Origin of the sequence: Roseomonas aerilata DSM 19363, assembly GCF_000711725.1 — a bacterium.
GTDB lineage: Bacteria > Pseudomonadota > Alphaproteobacteria > Acetobacterales > Acetobacteraceae > Roseomonas > Roseomonas aerilata.
Map to the genome: position 1 here is coordinate 1 of NZ_JONP01000021.1, position 25582 is coordinate 25582.

Sequence of the window (25582 nt, forward strand, 5' to 3'; positions counted from 1 at the left end):
GAGACGGGCTGAATGTGCGGACTGACCGGCTTCTGGTCGCCGGCACACTTCGGCAGCGAGGCCGTGGCCCGCGGGATCGTCGAAGCGATGCGCGACCGCCTCACGCATCGCGGGCCCGACGATCACGGCACCTGGATCGATGCGGAGAGCGGCATTGCCTTCGGCTTCCGCCGCCTCTCCATCATCGACCTCTCTCCCGCCGGCCATCAGCCGATGGCCTCCGCGGACGGGCGCTTCGTCGCTATGATGAACGGCGAGATCTACAACTTCGCCGAACTTCGCGCCGAGATCGACGCGGCGCGCGGCGGGCATCCCTGGCGCGGGCACTCCGACACCGAGGTGCTGGTCGAGGCCATCGACGAATGGGGACTCGAGCGCGCGCTGGGGCGCGCCAACGGCATGTTCGCGATCGCCGTCTGGGACCGGCGGGAGAACTCCCTCCTCCTCGCGCGCGACCGGATCGGCAAGAAGCCCATGTATTACGGCTGGATGGGCGGCCATTTCCTCTTCGGCTCCGAGTTGAAGGCCCTGCGGGCCCATCCCGCCTTCGACGGCCGCCTCTCGACCGAGGCGCTCTCGGGCTTCCTCCAGATCGGCTACGTCGTCGGGCGTCAGACGATCTTCGCGGGCCTCTCCAAGCTGCCCGGTGGCCATATCCTGCGCCTCGACGCCCGGGCGGCGGGGCGCCGGGAATCCCCTGAGCCCAGCCCCTACTGGGATCTCCGGGGCGTGGCGGAGGCCGGGCTGGACGCCCAGGCCGCCGGACGCCTGGCCCGGCAGGAGGAGTTCGAGGCGCTGCTGCGGGACTCGGTCGCGCTCCGCATGGTCGCCGACGTGCCCGTGGGCTCCTTCCTCTCGGGCGGCATCGACTCGAGCCTTGTCACGGCGCTCATGGCCAAGGGCTCGGCCGGCGCGGTCCACAGCTTCGCCATCGGCTTCAACGTGCGCGAGTGGGACGAGGCGCCGCACGCGCGCGCCGTGGCCGAGCATCTCGGGACGCAGCACGAGGAGGCCTATCTCGGCGCCGCCGACATCCAGGACATGATCCGCGACATCGCCGAGGTCTGCGACGAGCCCCTGGCCGACGACTCGATCGTGCCCACGACCCTGCTGTGCCGGCTGGCGCGCCGCCAGGTGACCGTCGCGCTCTCGGGCGATGGCGGCGACGAGCTGCTGGGCGGCTATGCCCGCTACGCCGCGGTGAACGAGTGGCTGGAGCGGCGGCGTGGCCTGCCGCGGCCCGTGCGGGCCCTGGCCGGTCTCGTCTCGGGAGGGCTGGCGCCGGCGGCCGAGCGGCTGGGGCAGATGCGCATGGCGCGCCGGCTGCGGCTGCTCGACTGCCTGATGGGTTCGGGCGACCCGGACGAGGTCCACCGGATGCTCGTCTCGCAGACGCTCGAGGCGGATTCGCTTCTCGCCAGCCCCGCCGGGCTGCCGAACCCGCTGGAGGATCCGCGCTACCTCCTCGGCCGCTCGACCCCGATCGACCGCATGGGCTTCACCGACCTCGCGACCTACCTCACGGACGATATCCTGGCGAAGGTGGACCGGGCGAGCATGTCCACCTCGCTCGAGGTGCGCTGCCCCCTGCTCGACTACCGCGTGATCGAGATGTCCTGGCGCTTCCCGACGGCCGAGAAATACGCAGCCGGGGAGGGCAAGCTTCCGCTTCGGCAATTACTCTACCGGCACGTGCCGCGCGCGTTGGTGGACCGGCCGAAGCGCGGCTTCGGGGCGCCTGTGGAGGTCTGGTTGCGGTCCGAGTTGCGCGACTGGGCGGAGGCGCTGATGAGCCCGGCGGCCCTGGCCCGCCACGGCCTGCTCGACGTGCGCGCCTGCCGCAAGCTCTGGGAGGATTTCCTCTACCGGAACCACTCCTTCAACCGCGTCATCTGGAACCTGCTCATGTTCCAGGCCTGGCACGCATCGCTCGACCACGCGCGGCCGGAGCCCTTCAGCGGGCAGGACCCGTGGCGGCCAGATGCGCCAGATGCTCGTGCAGCTGCCGACCGTTTCGTTCCCAACTGAAGCGTTCCGCGCTCTCCCGCACAGCGGCCTGGGGCGGCGGGTCGGTCAGGATGTCCCGGATGGCGGCGGCGATGGCGGCCGGCGTCCGCTCGCGCAGCAGGCGCCCGGCCGCCGGGCGGTCGATGGCCTCCGCGGCCCCGTCCACGTCCGGCGTCACCACCGGGGTGCCGCAGGCCAGCGCCTCCACCCAGGCATTGGCCAGCCCCTCGCTCTCGGAGGCGAGGGCCATGACATCGGCAGCAACCAGGATTCCCGGCAGCTCGGCGTGGGGGCGGTTGCCGAGGAGCCGCACCCGGTCCCCGAGTCCGCGCTGGCGGACGAGGCGTTCCAGCCGTTCGCGCTCAGGCCCTTCGCCGACAACGAGGAGAGTGGCGCCCTCGACGCCCGCCATGGCCTCGATCACCAGCTCGTGCCCCTTGCGTGGGATGAGCGACCCGAGGCTGACAACCAGCGGCCCTGTCACGCCGAGATCGCGCTTCGCCGCCGCGCGATCGTTAGGGCGGAAGCGCTCAAGGTCGCAGCCGGTGTAGTGCACGGCGATCTTGGCGGCATCCATGCCCATGCCCGCCATGTCCCGCGCGAGGGACTGCGAGACCGCGAGGAGGCGGCCAGCCCGGGCGGCAGCCCTCATGATCCCCTCCCGGCAGCCGCGGCGCGCGCCCCAGTAGTGGATGTCCGCACCCCGCGCCTTGACCAGCAGCGGCACCCCGAACTCGGAGGCCAGCCGCTCGGCGGCGGGGCCGTCGGGATAGAAGAACTGGGCGTCGATCACGTCGAAGGCGAAGCCCTCGTCCCGCCAGCGCGCGATCACGGGGCGGGCCGCCCGGGCGAGCAGGGCCGGGTTGAAGCGGCCGCTGAGGCCCGGGATCGTCAGCATGCGCGGCCGTGCGACGCGGATGCCCTTCCAGCTCTCTTCGGCCGGCAGGTCGCGCAGCGGCCGGTAATGCGGGTGCAGATCGAGCGGAAAGGGGGGCAGGCCGATCGGGTTGACCACGCGGACCTCCACCCCCTGCCGGGCGGCGAGGGCGCGGGTCTGGTGCTCCACGAAGACGCCGAAGGTCGGCCGCACCACGTTCGGGAACAGCGTGGAGATGGTGAGCACGCGCAGCATTCGGGCCCCCAAACCTCTCCGTCCCAAGTCGCGACTCGCGACGGGGCGCAACCTGACGGCCCTCGGGCCCGGCGTCTAGTAGCCGAGGGACGGCCGCCGGCTCGGGGCGGGGACGATACGCGGCCGTGCGCCCTTGCAACGAGCCCGCCCGCATGCGTTCTGCCTCCCTGGCCGAGAGGGCGCGTCGCCTCGCCGGCCCCGGATCGGGGGGCCGGCTCCAACCCCGGCACGGGAGTCCTGGTTTGAGCAGAGTGAGACCGATTCACGCGCTCACCTCGCTGCGCGGCGTCGCGGCCTGGTGGGTGGTGCTCTACCACTTCCGGGAGTTCTTCCCCGCGGGCACGCCCTGGGCCATCCAGGCCTTCACCGCCAAGGGCTACCTTGCGGTGGACCTGTTCTTCGAGCTGAGCGGCTTCGTCATCGCCCTCAACTATGCCAGCCGGATGGAGACCTTCCGCCTCGGGGACAGCATCCGCTTCCTCCTGCTGCGGCTCGCGCGGATCTATCCGCTGCACCTCTTCATGATGCTCGTCTTTCTCGCGAACCCCATCGCGCTGAAGTTCTTCTCGACCCAGGGCACGATCGACCACCGCTACGACCCCGCCTACTACGTGATGAGCCTCTTCCTCGTGCAGAACTGGGGCCTGACCGACGACATTCGGTGGAACATCCCGGCCTGGTCGATCAGCACCGAGTGGGCCTCCTACCTCGTCTTCCCGATCCTCACCCCCCTGCTCGTCCCGGCCTACCGAAGGCGGATTCTCGTGGTCGGCGGGGCGATCCTGCTGCTCGTGCTCCTCGCGGTGCTGACGGCGGCGAATGGCGGGGAACTCGGCGGCGAAATCCCGCGTCTCGGGCTGATGCGCTGCCTGATCGAATTCCAGACGGGCGTGCTTCTCTGCCACTTCACCACCCTCTGCCCCGCGCGCGGCCCGTGGCGGAGCGGGATCGCGGCGGGCCTCGCTCTCGCCCTCTTCGCGGCCTATGCCCTGCTGCCGGTGCCGGATTACGCCGTCATGCCCGCGGGCTTCCTGTGCCTGATCTACGCCCTGACCGACGAGAACAACCCGCTGGCGCGCGCGCTCCGGGTTCCAGTGCTGGAGTGGCTCGGCGACATCTCCTACTCGACCTATCTGGTCCATTACTTCGTCAAGGACTGGGTCAAGTTCCTCATCGTGGGGCCCGACACGCCGGTGCTGGCGATCCTCGGCACCTATGTGCTCGTCACCGGGGCTCTGTCGGTCGTTCTCTACCGCCTCATCGAGCGGCCGGGGCAGCAGGCCGTGCAGACCCTACTACGGAGCCGCCCCCTGCCCGGCTCGGGTGCCTCGACGCAGCCCGGCCCCCGCTGAGGGAGGGCCGGGCTCTCATCCCTTGACCGGGAGGTCGCCTTCCATTCTCGCCGGCGCGGCCCGTCTGCGCCAGCCAGCATCCCGGGGCCCCGCCAGGGCGGGGGCGGCGGCGAGCGTCGCGCTTCCCGTCGCGGGGCGGTTGCGCCAGCCCGGCTGGCGGGTGGGCACGGGCGGCTTGTAGGCGGGTCCGCCCGCCAACCCCTTGGCCGCGGGCGCCGCGCGCCAGCCGCCGCCCGCGGCCACCGCCGGCTCGGGCAGCGCAGGGCCTGCGGGCTTCGGCAGGGTGAGCCGATCCCGCCAGCTGCGCTGCTGCTTCGCCGCGTCCGCCGCCCCCTTCTTCAACCGTTGGACATGGTGGGCGAGGCAGGCCGAAAGGGCGAACATGTAATAAAGCATCGGCTGGAAGGCGACGCCGATGAAGGAACCGCAGGCGAGCAGCGTGATCAGGGAAACCTGCAAGGCGTAGGCGAGTTCCCGCAGCCACTCCATCCCCGGCGTCTTCTTCGCCCATCGCGAGGTCCGCTGGAGCGAGAGGAAGGCGGTGACGATCAGCGCGCCAAACAGGGCAAGGCCCGGCCAACCATGCTCTCCCAGCACCTCGAAGTAGATGCTGTGGAAGGCCTTGCCCCTGAAGACATCGTCCTCCAACCCGCCATCCGCGGCGGGGAAGCGGATCTCGTTCACTTCAAAGGAGTTGAACCCGCCGCCCAGCGGGTTGTGGGCGACGAAGTCGAGAGTCCACTTCCAGACGAGAATGCGCCCGAGGGCCGAGCCCTCGGTCTGGTAGGTGTTGATTGTGGAAATTCGTTCGTTCCAGGCGCTCGAGGTGAAGAAGACGAGCGCCGCCCCCGCCACCGCGCCCATCAGGCCGTAGGTCACCTTATGCCGCGTGCGGAGCCACAGCCCGGTGCCGACGACGAGCATGCCAATGAGCCCGGTGCGGGCGTAGGTGCCAACCGCGCAGGTAATGGTCGCGACCGCGAGGCCGATATACATCAGGTTCGTGATCGGATGCTTCGGCACGATAATGGTGTGGTTGCGCAGGTAGAGGACGATCGGCAGCAGCATCAGGGCGACGGCTGCGAGGGTGCTTCCCTCCGCGAAGCCGGAATTGCCGCTCACCACGCCGAGGGCCATGCCGTAGCCGCCGCCGTTGATGATGGTTTTCAACCCAGTGGGTAGGACGTGGATCGCTAGCGAGAAGAGGTAGATCTGGAGGAAGGCTTCGATCTGCACGCGCGAGCGGAAGACGTAGGGGATAAAAGCGGAGAAGAGGATCGTCTTCACCGCCCAGTTCCACTTCGTCCAGGCTGACCAGGGCGAAACGGCGAGCACGGCGGTCGTGAAGGTCACCCAGCCCGCAAAGAGCACGGTGAGCACGAGGATGAGAGAGATGCCCGGCGGATCGCGGCGGTCCATCATCACGTAGCCGCCGATCGCCAGCAGCGCCATGATCAGCGAGACCGGAATCGAGGGAAGGATCGAGTAGGCGACGTTCTGCGGCGTGAAGGTATCGACCCAGACATAGCCGAGGCTGAACACGAAGGGCGCGGCCACCCCGAGCGTGACGAAGGCAATATAGATGAGGGTCAGGTAGACACTGCGCAGCATGGCGCCTTATCTCTCCCCACGCGCGGCGCTGGCCGTGCGCGCGTGCTTCCGGCGCCAGCCCTCATCCACTTCCTGCGGCTTCCCGGGTGCCTCCTCGGGTTGCGGCTGGCTGAACCAGGGAATTTTGCTGTCCAGAATCACGGCACGGACAGCAATGAAGACACAAAGAATTGTAGTAAACAAAATGGCACTAAGATCAAGCATGCCGCTCCCGCTCCACTCGTCCGCCACTGTATTCCTGGCGAAAACCCGGGCCGAATGAAATAGCCCAGGGAACGCAAGTTCATGATTGAACGCAACGTGATCCCGTTACGGTTGCATTGAGAAGGCCTTGCCAGCCAGATTTTCGTGGGATGGAAGGCTTGCAAGGACGACCTTGCTCAGCCGAGGCTGGATACTCCGTTGCCCTGAGGGCAGACTGAACAGTCCGCTGCCGACGCTTACGACGCTAATACCTCGCGAAGATCGGCGGCGGCAGAACCCACCTCACCAACCGGCACAATACGGGCGGCTAAGACAATGGCGGCGCAGGCTCAGCCGTGCCCAAGCCCACGAGGGAGCCTTCGTCAAACTGCCGCCGAACGGCAATCCTGGCCTTGCTCAGAGATGAAACTGGCGGACCCGACACGATTCGAACGTGCGACCTTTGCCTTCGGAGGGCAACGCTCTATCCAGCTGAGCTACGGGTCCCCGTGGGTTCAATAGCCCAGCCGCCCGCCGGGGGGAACCCCCGACGGGCGACCGCCTCACCGGCAGCCCGGCTCAGGCTGCAAGGCTCTCCGTCGCCCCTGTGCCCATCGCGATCGCGGAGGTTCCCCCCGCCGACATCCCCAAGGCCGCCTGGCGAGTGCCCTCCACCCGACGCGTCCAGCCCCGGCCGAAGGTCTGGAACCCGTCCAGGCCGCGGTAGTAGGCCATCCGTCCTGCTGCGAGCCGGCCGATGAGCTCCGCCCCGCGGCAGGCCCGGGCCGCGGCGAGGGTTATGGGCCCGATCGACCCGTCCGCTTTCACCCCAACACTGCCCTGAAGGAGACGAAGGCTCCGGCCTGGCCCGGCATTCACCCCGAAGTCGAAGACCATCAGGTCCACTCCGGGGGGCAGCTCGGCGCAGCGCATCGGGATCCAGTACCGAGCCCGATAGATCTCGCGCGCCTCGGCCCGGGTCAGGGCGCGAACATCCGCCTCGGTCGCCTCGACGTCACGGAAGTCAGAAAGGGTGCGGCGGGTAATGCCGAGGTTGGTGGCGCCACCGGGATCGGCCGGGTTGTTTACGAACCCACCTTCCGCTGCCAGCACATGGTCGAGACAGGCATCGAAGCGGTCCTCGGCCGGCCGCTGCGCGACGCGCGACACGAGGGAGAGCGCCGGCGCCGGCGGATCGGCGGAGATGGCCGCGCCCTGCGGGGCCTGTGGCGGGCCCTGCAACCGCGCCTGTAGCTGCACCTCCTGCAGCCGCCCCACCAGGGCATCCTTGTTGCGGGAGGATTGGGAGGAGCCGATCCAGAAATTCACCACCGCGGCGAAGGCGGCGCCGAGCGTGCCCACGGTGATGTTGATCACGCTGGCCACCTGGGGGTCGAAGCGGGGGCCGCCCTCGGCCGGCGGATTGATGCTCACCAGCAGCGCCAGCACCGAGAAGAAGCCCAGCACCACGAGGGTGGAGACCGTGACCGGCCCCCAGGCCGATGCGCCGCCCCGTGCCGCGCGGGCCGTCCCTCCTCCCGCAGAAAGACCCGCGAGGGAGGCCGCGCCCCGTCGTCCCTCACCCACCGGGCGGGTTTCCGCCGCAAGGCGGGCGCCCTGCAGGGCAATCTCCGTCAGCCGGGCGCGAAGGGCGGCCGCCCGCCCTGGATCGGCGGCCAGGGCTGCGCGGGCGGCTACGGGATCGGCGGTGCCGAGCACCTGATGGACGGCTTCGGCGGCTGCGGCCGCGACGAGGCCGGCGGGATCGGCGGCCACCAGCCGCAGGATGTCGGGCACCAGGGCGGCCGCGACGGGAATGAGCGATAGCGCCATGTGGGGGGGCTCCTACGGTGAACGGGACATCGGATCGCCAAGGGAATGTATACCTTCCTAACATAGGAAATCAAGCATTTTCCCGTTACCCGCCTTGTTTCCCCTGGCCCAGCCGGGCCATCCTGCGGCCACGCCCAAAGGTGCCCCATGAATAACATGTCCCCGCCGCGCCCGAACGATCTCGACTCGTTCTGGATGCCCTATTCCGACAACCGCTACTTCAAGACGAACCCGCGCATGCTCGCCCGCGCCGAGGGCATGTCCTACTTCACGCCCGAGGGGCGGGAGGTACTGGACGGCACGGCCGGGCTCTGGTGCTGCAACGCGGGCCACGGCCGGCGCGAGATCGTGGAGGCGATCCAGAAGCAGGCGGCGATCATGGATTTCGCGCCTACCTTCCAGCTCGGCCACCCCATCGCCTTCGAGGCCGCGGCACGGGTCGCGGAGATGACGCCCGCCGGCATCGACCGCGTCTTCTTCACCAATTCCGGTAGCGAGAGCGCGGACACGGCCCTCAAGATCGCCCTCGCCTACCAGAAGGCCCGTGGCCAGTCCCAGCGCGTGCGCCTCATCGGGCGGGAGCGCGGCTATCATGGTGTCGGCTTCGGCGGCATGTCGGTCGGCGGCATCGGCGGCAACCGCAAGCAGTTCGGCGCCATGCTCCCCTATGTGGACCACCTGCCCCACACGCATGACCCCGCGCGCAACGCCTTCACCAAGGGCATGCCGGAGCACGGCGCGGAACTGGCGAACAAGCTCGAGGACCTCGTCGCGCTGCACGGCGACACCATCGCGGCGGTCATGGTCGAGCCCGTCGCCGGCTCCACCGGCGTGCTGGTGCCGCCAAAGGGCTACCTGAAGCGCCTGCGCGAGATCTGCGACAAGAACGGCATCCTCCTCATCTACGACGAGGTCATCACCGGCTTCGGGCGCCTCGGCACCGATTTCGGGGCGGAGCGGCTGGAGGTGGTGCCGGACATCATGACTATGGCCAAGGGCCTGACCAACGCCGCCGTGCCCATGGGCGCCGTCGCCTGCTCCAACGCCGTCTACGAGGCGGTGGTGGAGGGCTCGCCCGCGGGGATCGAGCTGTTCCACGGCTATACCTATTCCGGCCACCCCCTCGCGTCAGCGGCCGCCATCGCGACGCTGGCCCTGCACCGGGAGGAGGACCTGCCCGGCCGGGCGCGAGCCATCGAGCCCTACTGGGAGGAGGCGGCGCACTCCCTCCGCTCCGCCCCCGGCGTGATCGACATCCGCAATCTCGGCCTCATCGCCGGGATCGAGCTCGCACCGCGCGAGGGCAAGCCGGGCGCGCGCGCCATGGACGTGTTCCGCCGCTGCTTCGACGACGGCGTGCTGGTGCGCGTGACCGGCGACATCGTCGCCCTCTCGCCGCCGCTGATCATCGAGAAGCCGCATGTGGACCGGCTGATCGGCACCCTCTCCGACGCGATCCACGCGATCGCCTGAGGAGGATCGGGGGATGCGCTGGGCTCGCCGGCTGGCAATCGCCCTGGGTCTCGCGCTCGCGGCCACCGCGCCGCGCGCGCAGACCCTCACCTTCGGCAACAACGCCACCGTCACCAGCATCGACCCCCATTTCTACACCGCGACGCCCATCATCGAGGTGACGCGGGAGATCTTCGACGGTCTTACCGCCATGCGGGCCGACGGCAGCACCGGCCCCGCCCTCGCCGAGTCCTGGACCACCGTCGCGCCCGATATCTGGGAGTTCCGCCTTCGCCCAGGCGTCACCTTCCAGGACGGCACGCCCTTCACCGCCGACGACGTGGCCTTCACCATCGACCGCGTTCCGAACGTGCCGAACTCCCCGGGCTCGCTGGTGATCTTCACCGCCAGCATCGCCCGGGTGGAGGTAGTCAGCCCCCTTGTCGTGCGGCTGCACACCAAGGGACCGGACCCGCTGGTGCCCGCGAACCTCGCCTGGGTCGGCATGCTCAGCCGCCGCATCCACGAGGGCGCGACAACCGCGGGCTTCAACGAGGGCCGCCTCGCCATCGGCACTGGCCCCTACCGCCTCGTCTCCTTCACGCCGGGGGAGCGGGTGGAGTTGGCGCGAAACGAGACCTACTGGGGCCCGCGCCCGCACTGGGAGCGGGCGGTGAACCGCACGATCCGCAACGCCGCCGCGCGCACCGCCGCCCTCCTCTCGGGCGACGTGGACGTGATCAACGGCGTGCCGACCGCCGACCTCGCCCGGCTGCGCGCCGACCCGCGCCTCTCCTTGGAGGAGACCGTCGGGCTACGCATCGTCTTCCTCCACCTGGACAGCCTGCGCGACGAGACGCCCTTCGCCACCGGGCTCAACGGCGAGAAGCTCGCGGCCAACCCCCTCCGCGACCTCCGCGTCCGCCGCGCGCTCTCGATGGCGATCGACCGCAACGCCCTCACCGAGCGCGTGATGGAGGGATCGGCCGTTCCCTCCGCCCAGGTCGTCCGGGAAGGCCTGAGCGGCTACGTGCCAGGCCTGCTGCCCGTCTACGACCCCGCCGCCGCCCGCCGCCTGCTGGCCGAGGCCGGCTTCCCGCAGGGCTTCCGCCTGACCCTGCACGGGCCGAACGACCGCTACCCCAACGACGCCCGCGTGCTGCAGGCCATCGGCCAGATGTGGCAGCGCATCGGCGTGCAGACGGTCGTCGATGCCCAGCCCTGGACCACCTACTCCGCGCGCCAGGGGCGGCAGGAGTTCACGGCCTCGCTGATGGGCGGCACCGCCGTGACCAGCGAGGCCTCCTACCCGTTGCGCTCCATCCTCAACCTGCGGGACGAGGCGCGGACCAACCGCCGCTACGCCAACCCCGCCTTCGAGGCGGTGCTGGACGAGGCCGGCCGCACGCCCGACCCCGCGGCGCGGGAGCCGCTGCTGCAGCGCGCGGTACGGATGGCGATGGAAGATGTCGCCATCGCGCCGCTCTACATCCAGAAGGCCACCTTCGCCTCCCGGCGCGGGCTGACCTTCGAGCCGCGGGTGGACGAGATGCTCAGCATCTCCGCCGTGCGGCCCGCGCCATAAGCGCAAACCCAGGGGAACGGACGTGACGGGAACGAGGGACGGCGCCATCGCGCGCGCGCAGCAGGAATACGACGACGGCACCTTCCTCGACCGGCTGGCCAGCCTGGTCGCGGTGCAGACCGAGAGCCACCCACCCGAGCGGAAGTCGGAGCTGGAGCGCTACTGCCACCAGGTGCTCGGCCCCATGGTCTCGGTGCTGGGCTTCGAGACGCGGGTGATCGAGAACCCCGAGCCCATCCACGGCCCCGTGCTGGTCGCGACGCGCATCGAGGACCCAGCCCTTCCCACCGTGCTGTTCTACGGCCACGGCGACGTGGTGCGCGCCATGCCCGAGCGCTGGCGGCCCGGCCTCGATCCTTGGAAGCTCACCGTGGAGGGCGACCGCATCTACGGCCGCGGCACCGTGGACAACAAGGGCCAGCACCTGCTGGGCATCGACGCCATGGGCGCCGTGATGGACGAGCGCGGCGGCCGCCTCGGCTTCAACGCCAAGATCATGGTCGAGACGGGCGAGGAGGCGGGATCGCCGGGCCTGCTGCCCTTCATCCGCGCCCATCGCGACCTGCTGGCGGCGGATGTGTTCATCGCCCTCGACGGCCCCCGCGTCTCCCGCGTGGTGCCGGACATCATGCTCGGCACGCGCGGCGGGATCGCGATGGACCTCGTGATCTCGCTCCGCGAGGGCGGGCACCATTCCGGGCACTGGGGCGGGCTGCTGAAGGACCCTGGCGTCATCATGGCGCACGCCATCGCCTCCATCATCTCGCGCGACGGCCGCATCCTCGTGCCGGGCTGGACGCCCGCCCACGTGCCGGAAGCCGTGACAGCCGCCGCGCGCGCCGTCATCAGCGAGCCCCAGCCCGGCGCCCCCGTGCCCGAACCCGACTGGGGCGAGCCCGGCCTCTCCAACGCGGAACGCATCTATGCCTGGAGCAGCGCCATCGTCCTCGCCAGCATCTCCGGCCAGCCGGAGGGCCCGGTGAACGCCGTCGGCGGCACTGCCCGCGCCCGCATCCAGCTCCGCCACACCGTGGACGTGGACGGCGCCCAGGTTGTGCCCGCCCTCCGCGCCCATCTCGACGCCCAGGGCTTCCCCGAGGTGGAGGTGGTGCCGGTGACCGAGCGGGACATGTTCCTCGCCTCCCGCACCGACCCGAACGACCCCTGGGTGCGGACGGTGGAGGCCTCCTTCGCCCGCACGGTGGGCCGCCAGCCCAACGTCATCCCGACCATCGGCGCCTCCGGCCCCTCCGAGTTCTTCAAGCAGGAACTCGGCGTGCCGGTGATCTGGATTCCCCACTCCTACGGCGGCTGCGGCCAGCACGGGCCGGACGAGCACGGGCTGGGCACGCTTTTCCGCGAAGGCCTCGGCCTCATGGCCGGTCTCTGGTGGGACATCGGAGAGGGCCGGCAGTAGCCGCTTCCGCAAGGCGCCTCAGCAGAAAGAAGAAGATGGGTAGGCCCCTGGGGGAGAACTCCTTCTCTCCCCCGGGGCCGCCAGCGCCGCCTCTACCTCGGCAGCGAATCGTGCGCCGCGAGGCAGGCCATATCCAGAATGCCGTTCACCCCGGACGCGATGGACAGGATCTGCGCCGGCTTGGACAGCCCCATGAGCAGCGGCCCGATGGTAGTCGCGCTGGTCAGGCGCGGCGCGGCCTTGCTGAGGATATTGGCCGCGTGCAGGCCGGGCATGATGAGCACGTTGGCCGCGCCGGTCAGGCGGCAGAAGGGATAGAGCGCGCGCAGCGAGGGATCGAGCGCGACGTCCGCCGCCAGTTCGCCCTCGTATTCGAAGCCGACATCGCCGCGGGCATCGAGCAGTTCCACCGCGTGGCGCACGGTCTCCGGAATGACGCTGCCACGCGGGTCGCCGAAGGTCGAGAAGGAGAGGAAGGCGACGCGCGGCTCCAGCCCGAGGCGCCGGGCCTGGGCGGCGGACTGCACGGCGATCTCGGCCAGGGTCTCGGAATCCGGCCGCTCGTGGATGGTGGTGTCGGCGATCAGCACGGTGCCGGCGCGGCGCGTCAGCATCAGCGTGAGGCCAAACAGCACGCCCTCCCCGCCCTGGGAGGAGGGTGCGGGGTCGATCGCGAGCGTGATCTGCTTCAGCGCCGCGGAGTAGGAGCGGGTCGTGCCCGTCACCATGGCATCAGCGTCGCCGAGCGCCACCATGCAGGCGGCGAAGACGTTGCGATCGAGGTTCACGGCGCGCTGGGCGTCGCGGAACAGGAAGCCACGCCGCTGCATGCGGCCGTAGATGTACTCGGCGTAGCGGTGGTTGCTGTCCGAGAGCGCGGCATTGTGGATCTCGATCCCCTCGGGCAGCGGAATGCCCAGCGCCGCGACGGTCGCCGTCACGCGCTCCTCTCGGCCGACGAGCACGGGCGTGCCGTAGCCCGCGTTGCGGAAGGCGATGGCGGCGCGGATCGTCTTCTCCTCCTCGCCCTCGGCGAAGACGACGCGGCGGGGGCTGTGGCGAACGCGCTCGGTGATCGCCTCCAGTGCCCCGCCGGCGGCATCCAGCTTCTGCGCGAGGTCGCGCGCGTAGCGCTGCATGTCCAGGATGGGCTTGCGCGCGACGCCGCTCTCCATCGCGGCCTTCGCCACGGCCGGCGAGACGCGGGAGATCAGGCGCGGGTCGAAGGCGTGCGGGATGATGTAGTCGGGACCGAAGCGAAGCCCGAGCCCGCCGCCGGCGCCCGCCACCTCCTCCGGCACGTCCTCGCGCGCGAGCATCGCCAGCGCGTGGGCGGCCGCGATCTTCATCGGCTCGTTGATCGTGGTGGCGCGCACGTCCAGCGCGCCGCGGAAGATAAAGGGAAAGCCGAGGACGTTGTTCACCTGGTTCGGGTAGTCCGAGCGCCCGGTGGCCACGATGCAATCGGGGCGAACGGCCTTCGCCTCGTCCGGCGTGATCTCCGGGTCCGGGTTGGCCATGGCGAAGATGATGGGCTTGTCCGCCATGGCGCGGACCATGTCGGGCGTCACCGCACCCTTCTTGGAAAGGCCGAAGAAGGCGTCCGCGCCGGAAAGCGCCTCGGTCAGGGTGCGCGCGCCCGTGTCGACGGCATGCGCCGACTTCCACTGGTTCATGCCCTCGGTGCGGCCGCGGTAGAGCACGCCCTTCGTGTCGCACATGACGATGTTCTGCGGCCGCATCCCCATCGCGCGCAGCAGTTCCGCGCAGGCGATGGCGGCGGAGCCCGCGCCGTTGATGACAAGGCTCGTGTCGCGGAGGTCACGGCCCGTCAGGTGGCAGGCGTTGATCAGCCCGGCGGCAGCGACGATGGCGGTGCCGTGCTGGTCGTCGTGGAAGACCGGGATGTCCATGATCTCGCGCAGGCGCTGCTCGATCACGAAGCACTCGGGGGCCTTGATGTCCTCGAGGTTGATGCCGCCGAAGGAGGGCGCGAGAAAGCGGACGCAGTTGACGAACTCGTCCACGTCGGAGGTATCGACGCAGAGGTCGATGGAATCCACCTCGGCGAAGCGCTTGAACAGCGCCGCCTTGCCCTCCATCACCGGCTTGCTGGCCACCGCCCCGAGATCGCCGAGGCCGAGCACCGCCGTGCCGTTGGAGATGACGGCAACCATGTTGCCCTTGGCCGTGTAGTCATAGGCCAGCGACTTGTCCCGGTGGATCTCGAGGCAGGGCTCGGCCACGCCTGGCGAATAAGCAAGAGAGAGGTCGCGCGCGGTCGAGAGAGGCTTGGTGAGGCGGATCTCAAGCTTGCCGGGCTTGCCCTCGGCATGCATCGCCAGGGCCTCCTCCCGGGTGATGCGGGCGGTCCGGGAATCCCCGTTTCCGGTGCGGCGCGCGTCGTCCATGGTCATTTCTCCCGCTCTGGCGGCCTTATGCCCCGCCGGGTGCGAAGCGTGAAGCGCATCAGACCCGCCGGATGTTCCAGGGATAGGGCGTGCTGCCCTCCAGGAAATCCGTCAGGTTGCGGCGGAAGGCGGTGCGGATGGTGAACTGGCCGAGCGGGATGGTCGCAACCTCGTCCAGCGCGAGCCGCCCGAGGGCTTCCGCGGTGCGCGCGCGGGCCGCGTCGTCCGGAGCGTCCATCCATTCCGCCGTCAGCGCCTCCGCGCGGTCGCTCTTCCACCACCCGAACCACCCCGCCTCGCCCTGGCCGCGGATGAGCGGGGACATGGCGGGGCTGCCATAGGTGTTGGAGGAGCCGGTGGTGTGGAAGATGCTCCAGCCGCCGCGCTCCACCGGCTCGCGCGAGTTGCGGCGCTGGATCACCGTGCCCCAGTCGCTCTCGTCCAGCTGCACGTTCATGCCGATGCGGCGCAGCGCATCGTTAGTCACCTGCCCGAGCGGCCCGATATCCGGAAAGTCCGTGGGGTTGATGATGACAAGCTTGCCGTTGCTGTAGCCGGCCTCCTTCAGCGCGGCGCGCGCGGCGTCGAGGCTACCGGGCATGAGGTCGGGGTTGTCGCGGTAATAGGGCGTGCGGCGGGGATAAAGGCTGCGCGTCTCACTCCAGAGGGAGGTGTCGTCCCCCTGGGCGGCGCGCATGTAGCTGTCCTGGATGACGGAAAGCCGCACCGCCCGGCGCAGGCGCACGTCGTCGAAGGGCGGCTGGAGGCAGTTCAGCCGCATGAGCGCGAGCCGCCCCTCCACGTCCAGGATCTCCTGCCGGATCTCGCGGTTGCGGGTCAGCACCGGGCGCAGGTCCGACAGCGGGCGCTCCCACCAGTCGATCTCGCCGTTCGTCAGGGCCGCCGCCGCGGTGGAGGCGTCGGGGATGACGCTCCACTCGATCCGCCGCATCCGCGCGATCTTCCCGCCCGAGGCGCGCTCGGGCGGCTCCTGGCGGGGCACGTAGCCGTCGAACTTCTCATAAACCACGCGCGAGCCCGAGTTGTACTCGCCCGCCACGAAACGATAGGGGCCGGAGCCGATCATTTCGGTGATGGCGCGCGTCGCCTCGGTATTCGCCAGCCGTTCAGGCATGATGAAGCACACGCTCGCATCCGGCTTGGCCAGGGCATCGAGCATCAGCGGGAAGGGGCGGTTCAGCCGGGCCTCGAAGCTCCGGTCGTCAACCGCGCGCCACTCCGCCACCGCGCGGGCAAGGAGCTGGCCGAAGGGGTCGCGCACGCACCAGCGCTTGATGCTGGCGATGCAGTCGGCCGCGCGAACCGGTTCGCCGTCGTGGAAGCGCAGACCGTCCCGCAGGCGGAAGCGCCAGCGGCGGCCGTCGTCCAGCACCTCGTGCCCCTCGGCCATCTGTGGGCGGGGGCGGTTCGCGGCGTCCACCGCGTAGAGGGTGTCGAAGACGTAGTAGCCATGGTTGCTGGTGACGGTCGCGGTCGTCCAGACGGGGTCGAGGCTCGTCAGATTCGCCTGCGGCACGAAGCGGAGCGTCGCCGCGCGCATGTCCTGGCCCAGGGCTGGGGAGGCAAGCAGCGGGGCCGACGCGCCAGCGACCAAGGCCGCGCCGCTGCGAAGAAGGCTTCGACGATCCATCCGGTTCTCTCCCTCGGGGTCCTTGGCCGGCCCCTTGCCGAAAACCTGCGCCCGCCTCGCGGGGCTTTGCAAGCGCTGGACCGAACCCCGCGCCGCACTTAGGACTGAGGCCCATGAACGCCGTCCCGCCGTCGCCGAACGACATTCCCCGTGCCGAGGGCGCCACCCCCGCCATGGCGCAGTGGTTCGCCGCCAAGGCCGCGCATCCGGACGCGCTGATCTTCTTCCGCATGGGCGACTTTTTCGAGCTGTTCTTCGCCGACGCCGTCACGGCCGGGGAGGCGCTGGGCCTCGCCGTCTCCCATCGGGGGGAGCACGCGGGGCGGCCCGTGCCCATGGCGGGCGTGCCCGTGCACGCGATGGAGGCCTATCTCGCCCGCCTCATCCGCCGCGGCTACCGCGTCGCGATCTGCGAGCAGATGGAGACGCCCGAGGCCGCCAAGGCCAGGAAGGCCCCGGCCGTGCGGCGGGAGGTGGTGCGCGTCGTCACCCCCGCGACGGTAACGGAGGAGGCGCTGCTGGAGGGCGCCCACCCCTCCTGGCTGCTGGCCCTGGCACCCGAGGGCGGGGAACGGGTGGGCGCCGCTTGGCTGGATGTCTCGACGGGCCAGGTCTGCACGGAAAGCCTGGCAGCGGCCGAGCTGGGCGCCCTGCTGGCCCGCCTGGAGCCGGCGGAGGTGCTGGCCCCCGAATCCCTCACAGCCGGCGACCTCCTCACCCCGCTCGGCGGCGCGGTGCGCGAGACGGCCCCGCCCCGGGACGGCGGACGCGTCGCGGCAGAGGCCTGGGGGGTGGCCAGCCTCGCTGCCTTCGGGAGCTTTACCGAGGGCGAGACGGCGGCCCTGGCCATGGCGCTCGACTACGTGCGCGCGACCTCCGGCGGCACCCTCCCCCGCCTCGCCCCGCCGGAGTGCCGGGGCGGCGAGGGCACGCTGCGGATGGACGCGGCCACCCGGCGGAGCCTGGAAATCCTGCGCGCCGAGCGCGGAGGCAAGGACTGCCTTCTCGGCGCGGTGGACCGCACCCTGACCGCCGCCGGGGCGCGGGAGCTGGCGGCCCGGCTCTCGACGCCACTCGCCGAGGAGGCGCCTATCGCCGCGCGGCACGATGCCGTCTCCTTTCTCCTCGCGGCCGGCGCGGTGCGAACGGGGCTGAGGGAGGCGCTGCGCGGCGCACCGGACATGGCCCGCGCCCTCGGTCGCCTCTCGGTGGAGCGCTTCTTCCCGCGCGACCTCGCGGCGCTGCGCGACGGGCTGGCGCGGGCGGAGGCGATGCGCGCCGCGATCGCCGAAGCTGCGGGCGTGCCCCCTGTCCCGCCCCTGCTGCTCTCGGCCCTCGGGGCGCTGGTGCCGGAGGGATCGCCGCGCGAAGAACTCGCCCGCGCCCTGGCGGCCGAACTGCCGGCCCGGCTGGAGGACGGCGGCGTGGTCGGCCCCGGCTATGACGGGGAGCTGGACGCGCTGCGACGCCTCAGGGACGACGCGCGCGGGGCCATCCTCGCGCTGCAGATGGACCTCGCCCAGGCCTGGGGCGTCGCCAGCCTTAAGATCCGCCACCACCAGCAGCTCGGCTTCCTGGCGGAGGTGCCGGCGGCAGCGGGCGAGACCCTGCTCCGGGCCAAGCCCGCGCCGGGCCCCATGGCGCCGGTCCACCGGCAGAGCATGGCCAATGCCCACCGCTTCACCTGCGGGGCACTCTCGGACCTCGACCGCAAGCTCTCCCAGGCGCGGGACGAGGCGGCGCGGCGGGAAGGGATGGTGGTGCGCCACCTCCGCAAGCTCTGCCTCGATGCCGCCCCGGGCATCGCCGCCGCGGCGCGCGCCGTGGCGGAGTTGGACGTGCACGCGGCCTCGGCCGAGCTCGCGGCGGGTGGCGGCTGGTGCCGGCCGGAGATCCCCTCCCGCCCGGACTTCTGCATCACCCAGGGCCGGCACCCCGTGGTGGAGGCCGCGCTCCGCCGCAACCGTGGCCCCGCCTTCGTGCCGAACGACGCCGACCTCTCCCCCGGCCGCCGTCTCTGCTTGCTGACGGGGCCGAACATGGCGGGCAAGTCCACCTATCTCCGCCAGAACGCGCTGATGGTGGTGCTCGCCCAGGCCGGGCTCTTCGTGCCGGCGGAATCCGCCCGGATCGGGCTGGTAGACCGCCTCTTCTCCCGCGTCGGCACGGCGGACGACATCGCCGGCGGCCGCTCCACCTTCATGGTGGAGATGAGCGAGACGGCGGCGGTGCTGAACCAGGCCGGACCCCGCTCCTTCGTGGTGCTGGACGAGGTCGGGCGCGGCACGGCCACCTGGGACGGCCTCGCCATCGCCTGGGCAGTGCTGGAGGCGCTGCACGACCGCCTCCGCTCCCGCACCCTCTTTGCCACCCATTTCCACGAGCTGACGGCGCTGGCCGGCAAGCTGCCGGAACTGGCGCCGGCCGCGATGAAGGTGCGGGAGCACCGCGGGCAGGTTGTGTTCCAGCATCTGGTGGGGCCGGGCGCCTCGGAACGGTCCTGGGGCCTGCACGTTGCCCGCCTGGCAGGCGTCCCGCGGGAGGTGGTGGGCCGGGCCGAGACGGTGCTTGCCTCGCTTGAGGAAAGGGCGCGGGGGCTGGACCCCCTCTCCGGCGAGTTGCCCCTCTTCGCAGGCACACCGCCCCGGCCGCAACCAGGGGTAGAGCCGGACCCGCTCATTGCAGCGTTGAAAGAGCTGGACCCTGATGCGATGGCGCCACGAGAGGCGCTGGAGGCGCTCTACCGGCTGAAATCGCTCCTGCCCGGCCACGGGATGGCTGTTGCGCCGCAGAAGGACTCCTTATCTTCCGTCGGATGAACACCGCTGCCCTCGGCACCGCCGAAGCACCCTACGTGCCGCAGTTCGGGTTTGACGGAGCGGGTCTAGAAGGGCTTTGGTCCTCGCCGCCGCCGTCCCGGGACCTGGCGCTGGCCTCCCTGCGCCGTCACCTCAGCCGCATTCAGGGCGGCATGCAGGAGCGTTTTGAGCGTGAGAACCTCGCGGGGCTGGTCGCCGCGCGGGCACTCGCCAGCGAGATGGACGGACTGATCGCGGCCATCATGCGCTACAGCCTCGTCGCCACCGGGGTGCCGGCGGAGGCACCGCCCTTCGCGCTGGCCGCCACGGGTGGCTACGGGCGCGGCACCCTCGCCCCCTATTCCGACATCGATCTCCTCTTCGTCTCGGAGGCGCCATTGGAGGTGCCGGGGCGGCGGGCGGTGGAGTTCATGCTCTATCTCCTCTGGGACCTCGGGGTGAAGGTCGGCCATGCCACGCGCTCCATCGCCGAGTGCCTGGTGGACGCGAAGGCCGACACCACCGTGCAGACGGCGCTGCTCGACGCCCGCTTCCTGGAGGGCGACCGTGCCGTCTACGACCGCTTCCACGCGGCCTACGCGAAGGCGCGGGCGGAATGGGGCCTCGGGCAGTTCCTGCACTCCAAGCAGATCGAGCGCGGGCTGCGGCACGCGCGCTACGGCGACAGTCCCTATCTCGTGGAGCCTCACATCAAGGAGGGCCGCGGGGGCCTGCGCGACCTCCAGACGATGTACTGGCTTGCCCGCTACGCGTTCGACGTCGAAAAGATGTGGCAGCTCGTCGGGCCCGACAGCCCCGGTGGCGGCCTGCTGACGGCGCAGGAGGCGCGGGCCTTCCGCCGCGCCTGGTCCTTCCTCTGGACCGTTCGCTTTCACCTCCACTACGTCACGGGTCGTGCCGAGGAGCGGCTGACCTTCGACCTGCAGCCGGTGGTGGGCGCCCGCATGGGCTACACCCGCCACGGCAAGCAGGACGGGGTGGAGCGCTTCATGAAGCACCTCTTCCTCACCGCGAGGGAGGTGGTGCGGCTCAAGCGGCTGCTGGAGCCCGCGATCGAACGCGCGGCGCTCGGCATGCCCGCGCTCCAGCCCGCGCCCGATGACGCCATGAAGCGTGACGGGCTGACGCTGGCCGATGGCAAGGTCCTCTTTGCCCCCGACCACGACATCGCCGCTGATCCGGCGGTGATGCTGCGCCTGGTGCGCGCGGCGCGCGACCGGGGCATGGAGATCCACCCGCTCGGCCTCCGGGCGCTCATCCGCAATGCGCGCTACGCGACGCGGCTGCGCGGGCAGGCGGCGGCGAATACCCTCTTCCTCGACCTCCTCACGGGCAAGCAGAGCGCTCGCTGGCTGCGGGCGCTGAACGAGGCCGGGGTGCTGTCCAGCCTCGTGCCCGAATGGGCGCGCATCGTCGGGCTGATGCAGTTCGACACCTATCATGTCTTCACCGTCGAGGAGCACACGATCGAGGCGGTGGGCGTGATGAACGCCCTTGAGCGCGGGGAGCTGGACACGATCGCGCCGGTGGCCTCCGAGCTCGTGGGCCAGTTGCAGTCCCGCCGCGCGCTCTACGCCGCGATCCTGCTGCACGACATCGCCAAGGGCCGCGGCGGCGACCACTCCGAGATCGGCGCCGGCATCGCGCAGGAACTCTGCCCGCGCCTCGGCCTCTCGCCCGAGGAGACGGAGACGGTCTCCTGGCTCGTGCTGAACCACCTTCTCGTCAGCCAGACCGCCTTCAAGCGCGACATCGACGACCCCAAGACCATCCTCGACCTCGCGGAGGTCGTGCAGTCGCCCGAGCGGCTGCGGCTGCTGCTCGTGCTCACGGTCTGCGACATGCGCGCCGTCGGGCCGAAGGTCTGGAACGGCTGGAAGGCGACGCTGCTGCGGGAGCTCTACTGGCGCGTGGCCGAGGTACTGGCGGGCGGGCTCTCCGTGCCCGAGCGCGACGTGCGCGTGGCCCGCGCGCGCGAGGCCGCCGCCGCCGCCCTCTCCTTCCGGCCGCAGGCGGAGGTCGAGCACTTCCTCTCGCTCGGCTACCCCGGCTACTGGCTCTCCTTCGATCCCGATACGCATGCCCGGCACGCCGCGCTGATCCGCGAGGCCGAGGCCACGGGCGCGCCCCTGACCGTGCGGACCGAGGTGCTGGAGGACCGTGCCGTGACGGAGGTGACGGTCTACACCGCCGACCATCCCGGCCTGTTCAGCCAGATCGCAGGGGCGCTCGCGGTGGGCGGGGCCTCCATCGTCGATGCCCGCATCCACACGATGACGAACGGCATGGCGCTCGACACCTTCTGGGTGCAGGACGCGGCCGGCGGCGCGCTGGACGCGCCGCACCGTCTCGCGCGGCTCTCGGTGATGATCGAGCAGGCGCTCTCGGGCCGGATGCGGATCAACGACGAGATCCTCAAGGTCAAGCGCGAGCCCGCGCGGCTGCGGGCCGTGACGGTTCCGCCGCGCGTGGTGATCGACAACCACGCGAGCAACACCCACACCGTCATCGAGGTGAACGGCCGCGACCGCCCGGGGCTGCTGCACGACGTGACCGCCGCGATCTCCGACCAGGGCGTGCAGATCGCCTCCGCCCATGTCACGACCTATGGCGTGCGGGCGGTGGACGTCTTCTACGTGAAGGACCTCTTCGGCCTGAAGATCGAGAACGAGCGGAAGCTCGAGGGGCTACGGCGGGTGGTGCTGGCAGCGCTCGGAACGGAGTCGGCCCTGGCCGGCTGACGCCTACCGGCGCGCGCGCGCGGCGCGGACGAGCGCCGCGGTGGACAGCAGGATGGCGGAGACGAGGATGCCGACCGCGACGAGGCCCGCGGGGGTCGCGCGCGCCGTGGCCCGGAGCGTGCCAGCCGGGCCGAGGCGGACCTCCACCTCGGCGCGCATCTCCTCGGGATGGGGGGCCGAGTTGGTGGGCGGCGTGTCGCTCATCGGGTTGTTCTCCATGGCTGCGCGTCACCTCGCGCTTCCGGCGCCGGCAGCATCATCACGGAAGGGGACCATCCCCGCTTGCGACCGGAGACAAGGCGGGGCGGTCAGCCCAGCATCCGCCCGATCACCTGGGCCGTGTAGTCCACCACCGGGATCACCCGCCCGTAGTTGATGCGCGTCGGCCCGATGACGCCGATGGCGCCAACGATCTTTTCCTGCCCGTTGCGGAAGGGGGCGACGACCATGGAGAGGCCGGCGGTGTCGAACACGCCGCTCTCGGCGCCGATGAAGATCTGCACGCCTTGCCCGCGCTGGGCGAGCTCCAGCAGGCGCAGCATCGTCTCCTGCGCTTCCAGCCGGTCGAAAAGGGACTGGATCTCGGCCACGCGCGCCGCCTGGTCGATGTTCTGCAGCAGGCGCGACTGGCCGCGGAGGATGAGCGAGCCCCCTCCCCCACCCGCCCAGGTCGCGAGGCCGGACTGCACCACCTGGTTCGTCAGGGCATCCAGCGCCGTGCGGTTCGCCGCGATCTCGTCCGAGACGAGGTGCCGGGCATCCTCCAGCGTGCGGCCATTGAGGCGGGCGTTGAGGTAGTTCCCGGCCTGGGCCAGCGCGCCGGCGGGGAGCCCGGGCGGAACCTCGATGATGCGGTTCTCCACCTGGCCGCGCTCGCCCACGAGCACCACCAGGGCGCGGCCGGGGCCGAGGGCGACGAACTCGATGTGGCGAACGGCCGATTCGGCGCTCGGCGCCACGACAAGGCCGGCGGCGCCGGCCAGGCCCGAGAGCATCTGCCCGGCCTCGGCCAGCGTGTCCTGCATCGACCGGCCTGAGGCGGCACAGCGGGCGGAGATGGCCTCGCGCTCGTCATCCGTCAGGTCGCCGAACTCGAGCAGCCCGTCCACGAAGAGGCGCAGCCCGCGCTCGGTCGGGAGGCGGCCGGCGGAAGTATGGGGCGCGTAGAGCAGCCCGGCCTCCTCGAGGTCCGCCATGGCGTTGCGGATGGTGGCCGGGGAGAGCGAGAGCGGCAGGCGGCGGGAGAGGGTCCGGCTTCCGACGGGCTCGCCGGTCTCGACGTAGAGCTCCACCACCTGGCGGAGGATGGAGGCGCTGCGCATGTCGAGGCCCGGCAGGCTGCCCCCTGCGGAGATGCTGCGCGATGCCGTGATGCCGGGGCGTTGGTTGGGCTGGGCGCCCATTCGGTGGCGGGTCTCCGTGAAAATCGGCGAACCTCCAACCTAGGTAGCGGGAGGTGGGGCGTCAACGCGGTGCGCCCGCCAGGCAGCGCCCTCCCGCCGATTTGTTCCGATGAGGCCACGTTCCATTTACAGGATCGCAAGCGTGGCGCTGCCACATTCCGTCACGCGGGCGACATTCTTCCGTCGCGCGAGGCCTTGCTCAATGCGGTCGTGATGCGGGGGCCGACATGGGCGACGCGGGGGATGGATCGGGACGCAAGCGAGGACTGCCCTCGGCAGGGGCCTGGGCGGCGATGCTCGCCCTCTGGCTCCCGCCCGCGGAGCCGGGGGCAGCCGAGGCCCTGGCGGCGGAAGTGACCCTGCCGTGCCCGCCCCTTACGAAGGCAGCGCCGGGCCTGGCGTTGACAGGGGCGGGGCCGGGCGTGTTCCTCCCGCCTCCGTCGCGAGAGAGGGCCGCCGCATGTCATCCGCACCGCCAGGCCGGAGCCCCGGCAAGCCCGCCGGCACCGCCTTCGGCGCCGCCCTCGGGCAGGCGCTCGGCATCGACCCCACCGCCCGTCCCACCGACCGTCCCACCGGCCGACCCTCCGGGCGCGCCCCCGACCAGCTTCGCCAGCTAAGGCTCGAACCCGGCTTCGCCCGCCACGCGGAGGGCTCCTGCCTCGTCCGGATGGGCGTGACCGAGGTGCTCTGCACCGCCAGCGTCGAGGGGCGCGTGCCCGGCTTCATGCGCGGCAAGGGCCAGGGCTGGGTCACGGCCGAGTACGGCATGCTGCCCCGCGCCACCCATACCCGCGGAGAGCGCGAGGCGGCGCGCGGCAAGCAGTCCGGCCGCACCCAGGAGATCCAGCGCCTCATCGGGCGCAGCCTGCGCGCCGTGACCGACCGCGCGGCCATGGGGGAGATGACGATCACCCTCGACTGCGACGTGCTGACGGCCGATGGCGGCACGCGCTGCGCGGCGATCACCGGCGCCTGGGTGGCGCTCCACCTCGCTTTCCAGCACCTCCGCCGCAACAACATCATCGCGCGCGACCCCCTGCTGGACCAGGTGGCCGCCGTCTCCTGCGGGATCCATGGCGGCGAGCCGGTACTCGACCTCGACTACGCCGAGGACAGCGGGGCGGGCACGGACGGGAACTTCGTGCTGACCGCCAAGGGCGGCATCGTGGAGGTGCAGGCCACCGCCGAGTCCGCCCCCTTCTCCGAGGCGGAGCTGACGGCCTTGCTCGGGCTCGCGCGGAAGGGAACGGCGGAGCTCTTCGCGGCCCAGCGCGCGGCGGTGGGGCTGTGAGCGGCGCGCACCGGCCGCTGACGGAGAAGCGGCTCGTCCTCGCCACCCACAATGCCGGCAAGGCGCGCGAGGTCGCGGCCCTTCTCGCCGGGCACGGCATCGCGGTGGTCACGGCCGGGGAGTTAGGCCTGCCCGTCCCCGAGGAGACCGAGACGACCTTCATCGGCAACGCCTCGCTGAAGGCGCTGGCGGCGGCGCGGGCGAGCGGCACCGTCGCCCTGGCCGACGATTCCGGCTTCTCCGCCGCCGCGCTCGACGGCGCGCCCGGCGTCTACACCGCCGACTGGGCCGAGCAGCCCGACGGCACGCGCGACTATGCCGGGGCCATGGCGAAGGTGGAGCGGCTGGCCCGTCACTCGCCCGACCGTGCGGCCTGGTTCTCCTGCGCCCTCGTCCTCGCCTGGCCGGACGGCCATGTGGAGGCCTTCCTCGGCGAGGCGCATGGCCGCTGGGTCTGGCCGCCCCGCGGCGACCACGGCTTCGGCTACGACCCGATGTTCGTGCCGGAGGGCGAGACACAGACCTTCGCGGAGATGGACCCGGCGAGGAAGCACGCGATCAGCCACCGCGCCGCCGCCTTCCGCATGCTTGAGGAGGCCTGCCTGCCGAAGGGCTAGCCCCACCCGCCCGCAAGGCGCCGGCGGTTAACCGGGCCTTGAGGGTGCTTCGGCGATGCTACCCGCGGTTAGGG

At 71.1% G+C, this 25582-nt stretch carries 16 protein-coding genes and 1 tRNA gene; 9 read left to right on the forward strand and 8 right to left on the reverse strand.

The window, feature by feature from the left end; all coding sequences use genetic code 11:
• Positions 1-12: 12 nt before the first annotated feature.
• Positions 13-2028 carry an asparagine synthase (glutamine-hydrolyzing) gene (gene asnB, locus BO39_RS20215; RefSeq protein WP_084698297.1) on the forward strand — a complete coding sequence of 672 codons (2016 nt, stop codon included), beginning with the start codon at positions 13-15 and terminating at the stop codon, positions 2026-2028.
• Here the strand turns inward: asnB and BO39_RS20220 are convergent.
• Positions 1955-3139 carry a glycosyltransferase gene (locus tag BO39_RS20220; protein ID WP_043836868.1) on the reverse strand — a complete coding sequence of 395 codons (1185 nt, stop codon included), beginning with the start codon at positions 3137-3139 and terminating at the stop codon, positions 1955-1957. The genes asnB and BO39_RS20220 overlap by 74 nt on opposite strands.
• Before the next feature lie 251 nt (positions 3140-3390).
• Here BO39_RS20220 and BO39_RS20225 point away from each other — a divergent pair, with 251 nt between their 5' ends.
• Positions 3391-4491 carry an acyltransferase family protein gene (locus tag BO39_RS20225; protein WP_043836869.1) on the forward strand — a complete coding sequence of 367 codons (1101 nt, stop codon included), beginning with the start codon at positions 3391-3393 and terminating at the stop codon, positions 4489-4491.
• A 15-nt stretch (positions 4492-4506) separates the two neighbouring features.
• Here BO39_RS20225 and BO39_RS20230 read toward each other — a convergent pair whose 3' ends face one another.
• From BO39_RS20230 to BO39_RS31305, 3 genes are all read right to left on the reverse strand, one after another.
• Complete coding sequence (locus BO39_RS20230) at positions 4507-6102, reverse strand: putative O-glycosylation ligase, exosortase A system-associated (protein ID WP_043836870.1); 1596 nt, start codon at positions 6100-6102, stop codon at positions 4507-4509.
• 613 nt (positions 6103-6715) lie between these two features.
• Positions 6716-6792: transfer RNA gene (locus tag BO39_RS20240), tRNA-Arg, on the reverse strand.
• 72 nt (positions 6793-6864) lie between these two features.
• Positions 6865-8118, reverse strand: coding sequence for a glycoside hydrolase family 108 protein (locus tag BO39_RS31305; RefSeq protein ID WP_084698299.1), 1254 nt, complete (start codon positions 8116-8118; stop codon positions 6865-6867).
• Between the two features lie 147 nt (positions 8119-8265).
• Between BO39_RS31305 and aptA the strand changes: the two genes are divergently transcribed.
• From aptA to BO39_RS20260, 3 genes are read left to right on the forward strand one after another with little or no spacing between them, the layout of a single operon-like run.
• Complete coding sequence (aptA, locus tag BO39_RS20250) at positions 8266-9591, forward strand: omega-aminotransferase AptA (RefSeq protein ID WP_245615292.1); 1326 nt, start codon at positions 8266-8268, stop codon at positions 9589-9591.
• Positions 9592-9604: 13 nt separating this feature from the next.
• Entirely contained in the window at positions 9605-11155 is a 1551-nt protein-coding gene (locus BO39_RS20255) for an ABC transporter substrate-binding protein (RefSeq protein ID WP_043836873.1), read from the forward strand.
• Positions 11156-11177: 22 nt separating this feature from the next.
• Positions 11178-12572 carry a M20/M25/M40 family metallo-hydrolase gene (locus BO39_RS20260; protein ID WP_043836874.1) on the forward strand — a complete coding sequence of 465 codons (1395 nt, stop codon included), beginning with the start codon at positions 11178-11180 and terminating at the stop codon, positions 12570-12572.
• 92 nt (positions 12573-12664) lie between these two features.
• Here BO39_RS20260 and BO39_RS20265 read toward each other — a convergent pair whose 3' ends face one another.
• Positions 12665-14983, reverse strand: a complete 2319-nt coding sequence (locus BO39_RS20265) for an NADP-dependent malic enzyme (RefSeq protein WP_043836954.1) — start codon at positions 14981-14983, stop codon at positions 12665-12667.
• A gap of 58 nt (positions 14984-15041) precedes the next feature.
• A complete protein-coding gene (locus BO39_RS20270) occupies positions 15042-16634 on the reverse strand; it encodes an ABC transporter substrate-binding protein (RefSeq protein WP_043836875.1) in 1593 nt (530 codons plus the stop codon).
• 113 nt (positions 16635-16747) lie between these two features.
• Here BO39_RS20270 and mutS point away from each other — a divergent pair, with 113 nt between their 5' ends.
• Complete coding sequence (mutS, locus tag BO39_RS20275; RefSeq protein WP_052402352.1) at positions 16748-19453, forward strand: DNA mismatch repair protein MutS; 2706 nt, start codon at positions 16748-16750, stop codon at positions 19451-19453.
• Positions 19450-22194, forward strand: a complete 2745-nt coding sequence (locus BO39_RS20280; protein ID WP_052402353.1) for a [protein-PII] uridylyltransferase — start codon at positions 19450-19452, stop codon at positions 22192-22194. Before mutS ends, BO39_RS20280 begins: the two co-directional genes overlap by 4 nt.
• 3 nt (positions 22195-22197) lie before the next feature.
• On the opposite strand, the gene BO39_RS20285 is transcribed toward BO39_RS20280, so the two are convergent.
• Both BO39_RS20285 and hrcA read right to left on the reverse strand, forming a co-directional pair.
• A complete protein-coding gene (locus tag BO39_RS20285; protein ID WP_156963792.1) occupies positions 22198-22398 on the reverse strand; it encodes a hypothetical protein in 201 nt (66 codons plus the stop codon).
• Positions 22399-22502: 104 nt separating this feature from the next.
• Entirely contained in the window at positions 22503-23597 is a 1095-nt protein-coding gene (gene hrcA, locus BO39_RS20290; RefSeq protein WP_052402355.1) for a heat-inducible transcriptional repressor HrcA, read from the reverse strand.
• Positions 23598-24057: 460 nt separating this feature from the next.
• On the opposite strand from hrcA, the gene rph reads away from it, so the two are divergent.
• Both rph and rdgB read left to right on the forward strand, forming a co-directional pair.
• Complete coding sequence (gene rph, locus BO39_RS20295) at positions 24058-24891, forward strand: ribonuclease PH (RefSeq protein WP_084698300.1); 834 nt, start codon at positions 24058-24060, stop codon at positions 24889-24891.
• On the forward strand, positions 24888-25508 hold the full coding sequence (gene rdgB, locus BO39_RS20300; RefSeq protein WP_043836876.1) for an RdgB/HAM1 family non-canonical purine NTP pyrophosphatase: 621 nt from the start codon (positions 24888-24890) through the stop codon (positions 25506-25508). Before rph ends, rdgB begins: the two co-directional genes overlap by 4 nt.
• Positions 25509-25582: the final 74 nt, after the last annotated feature.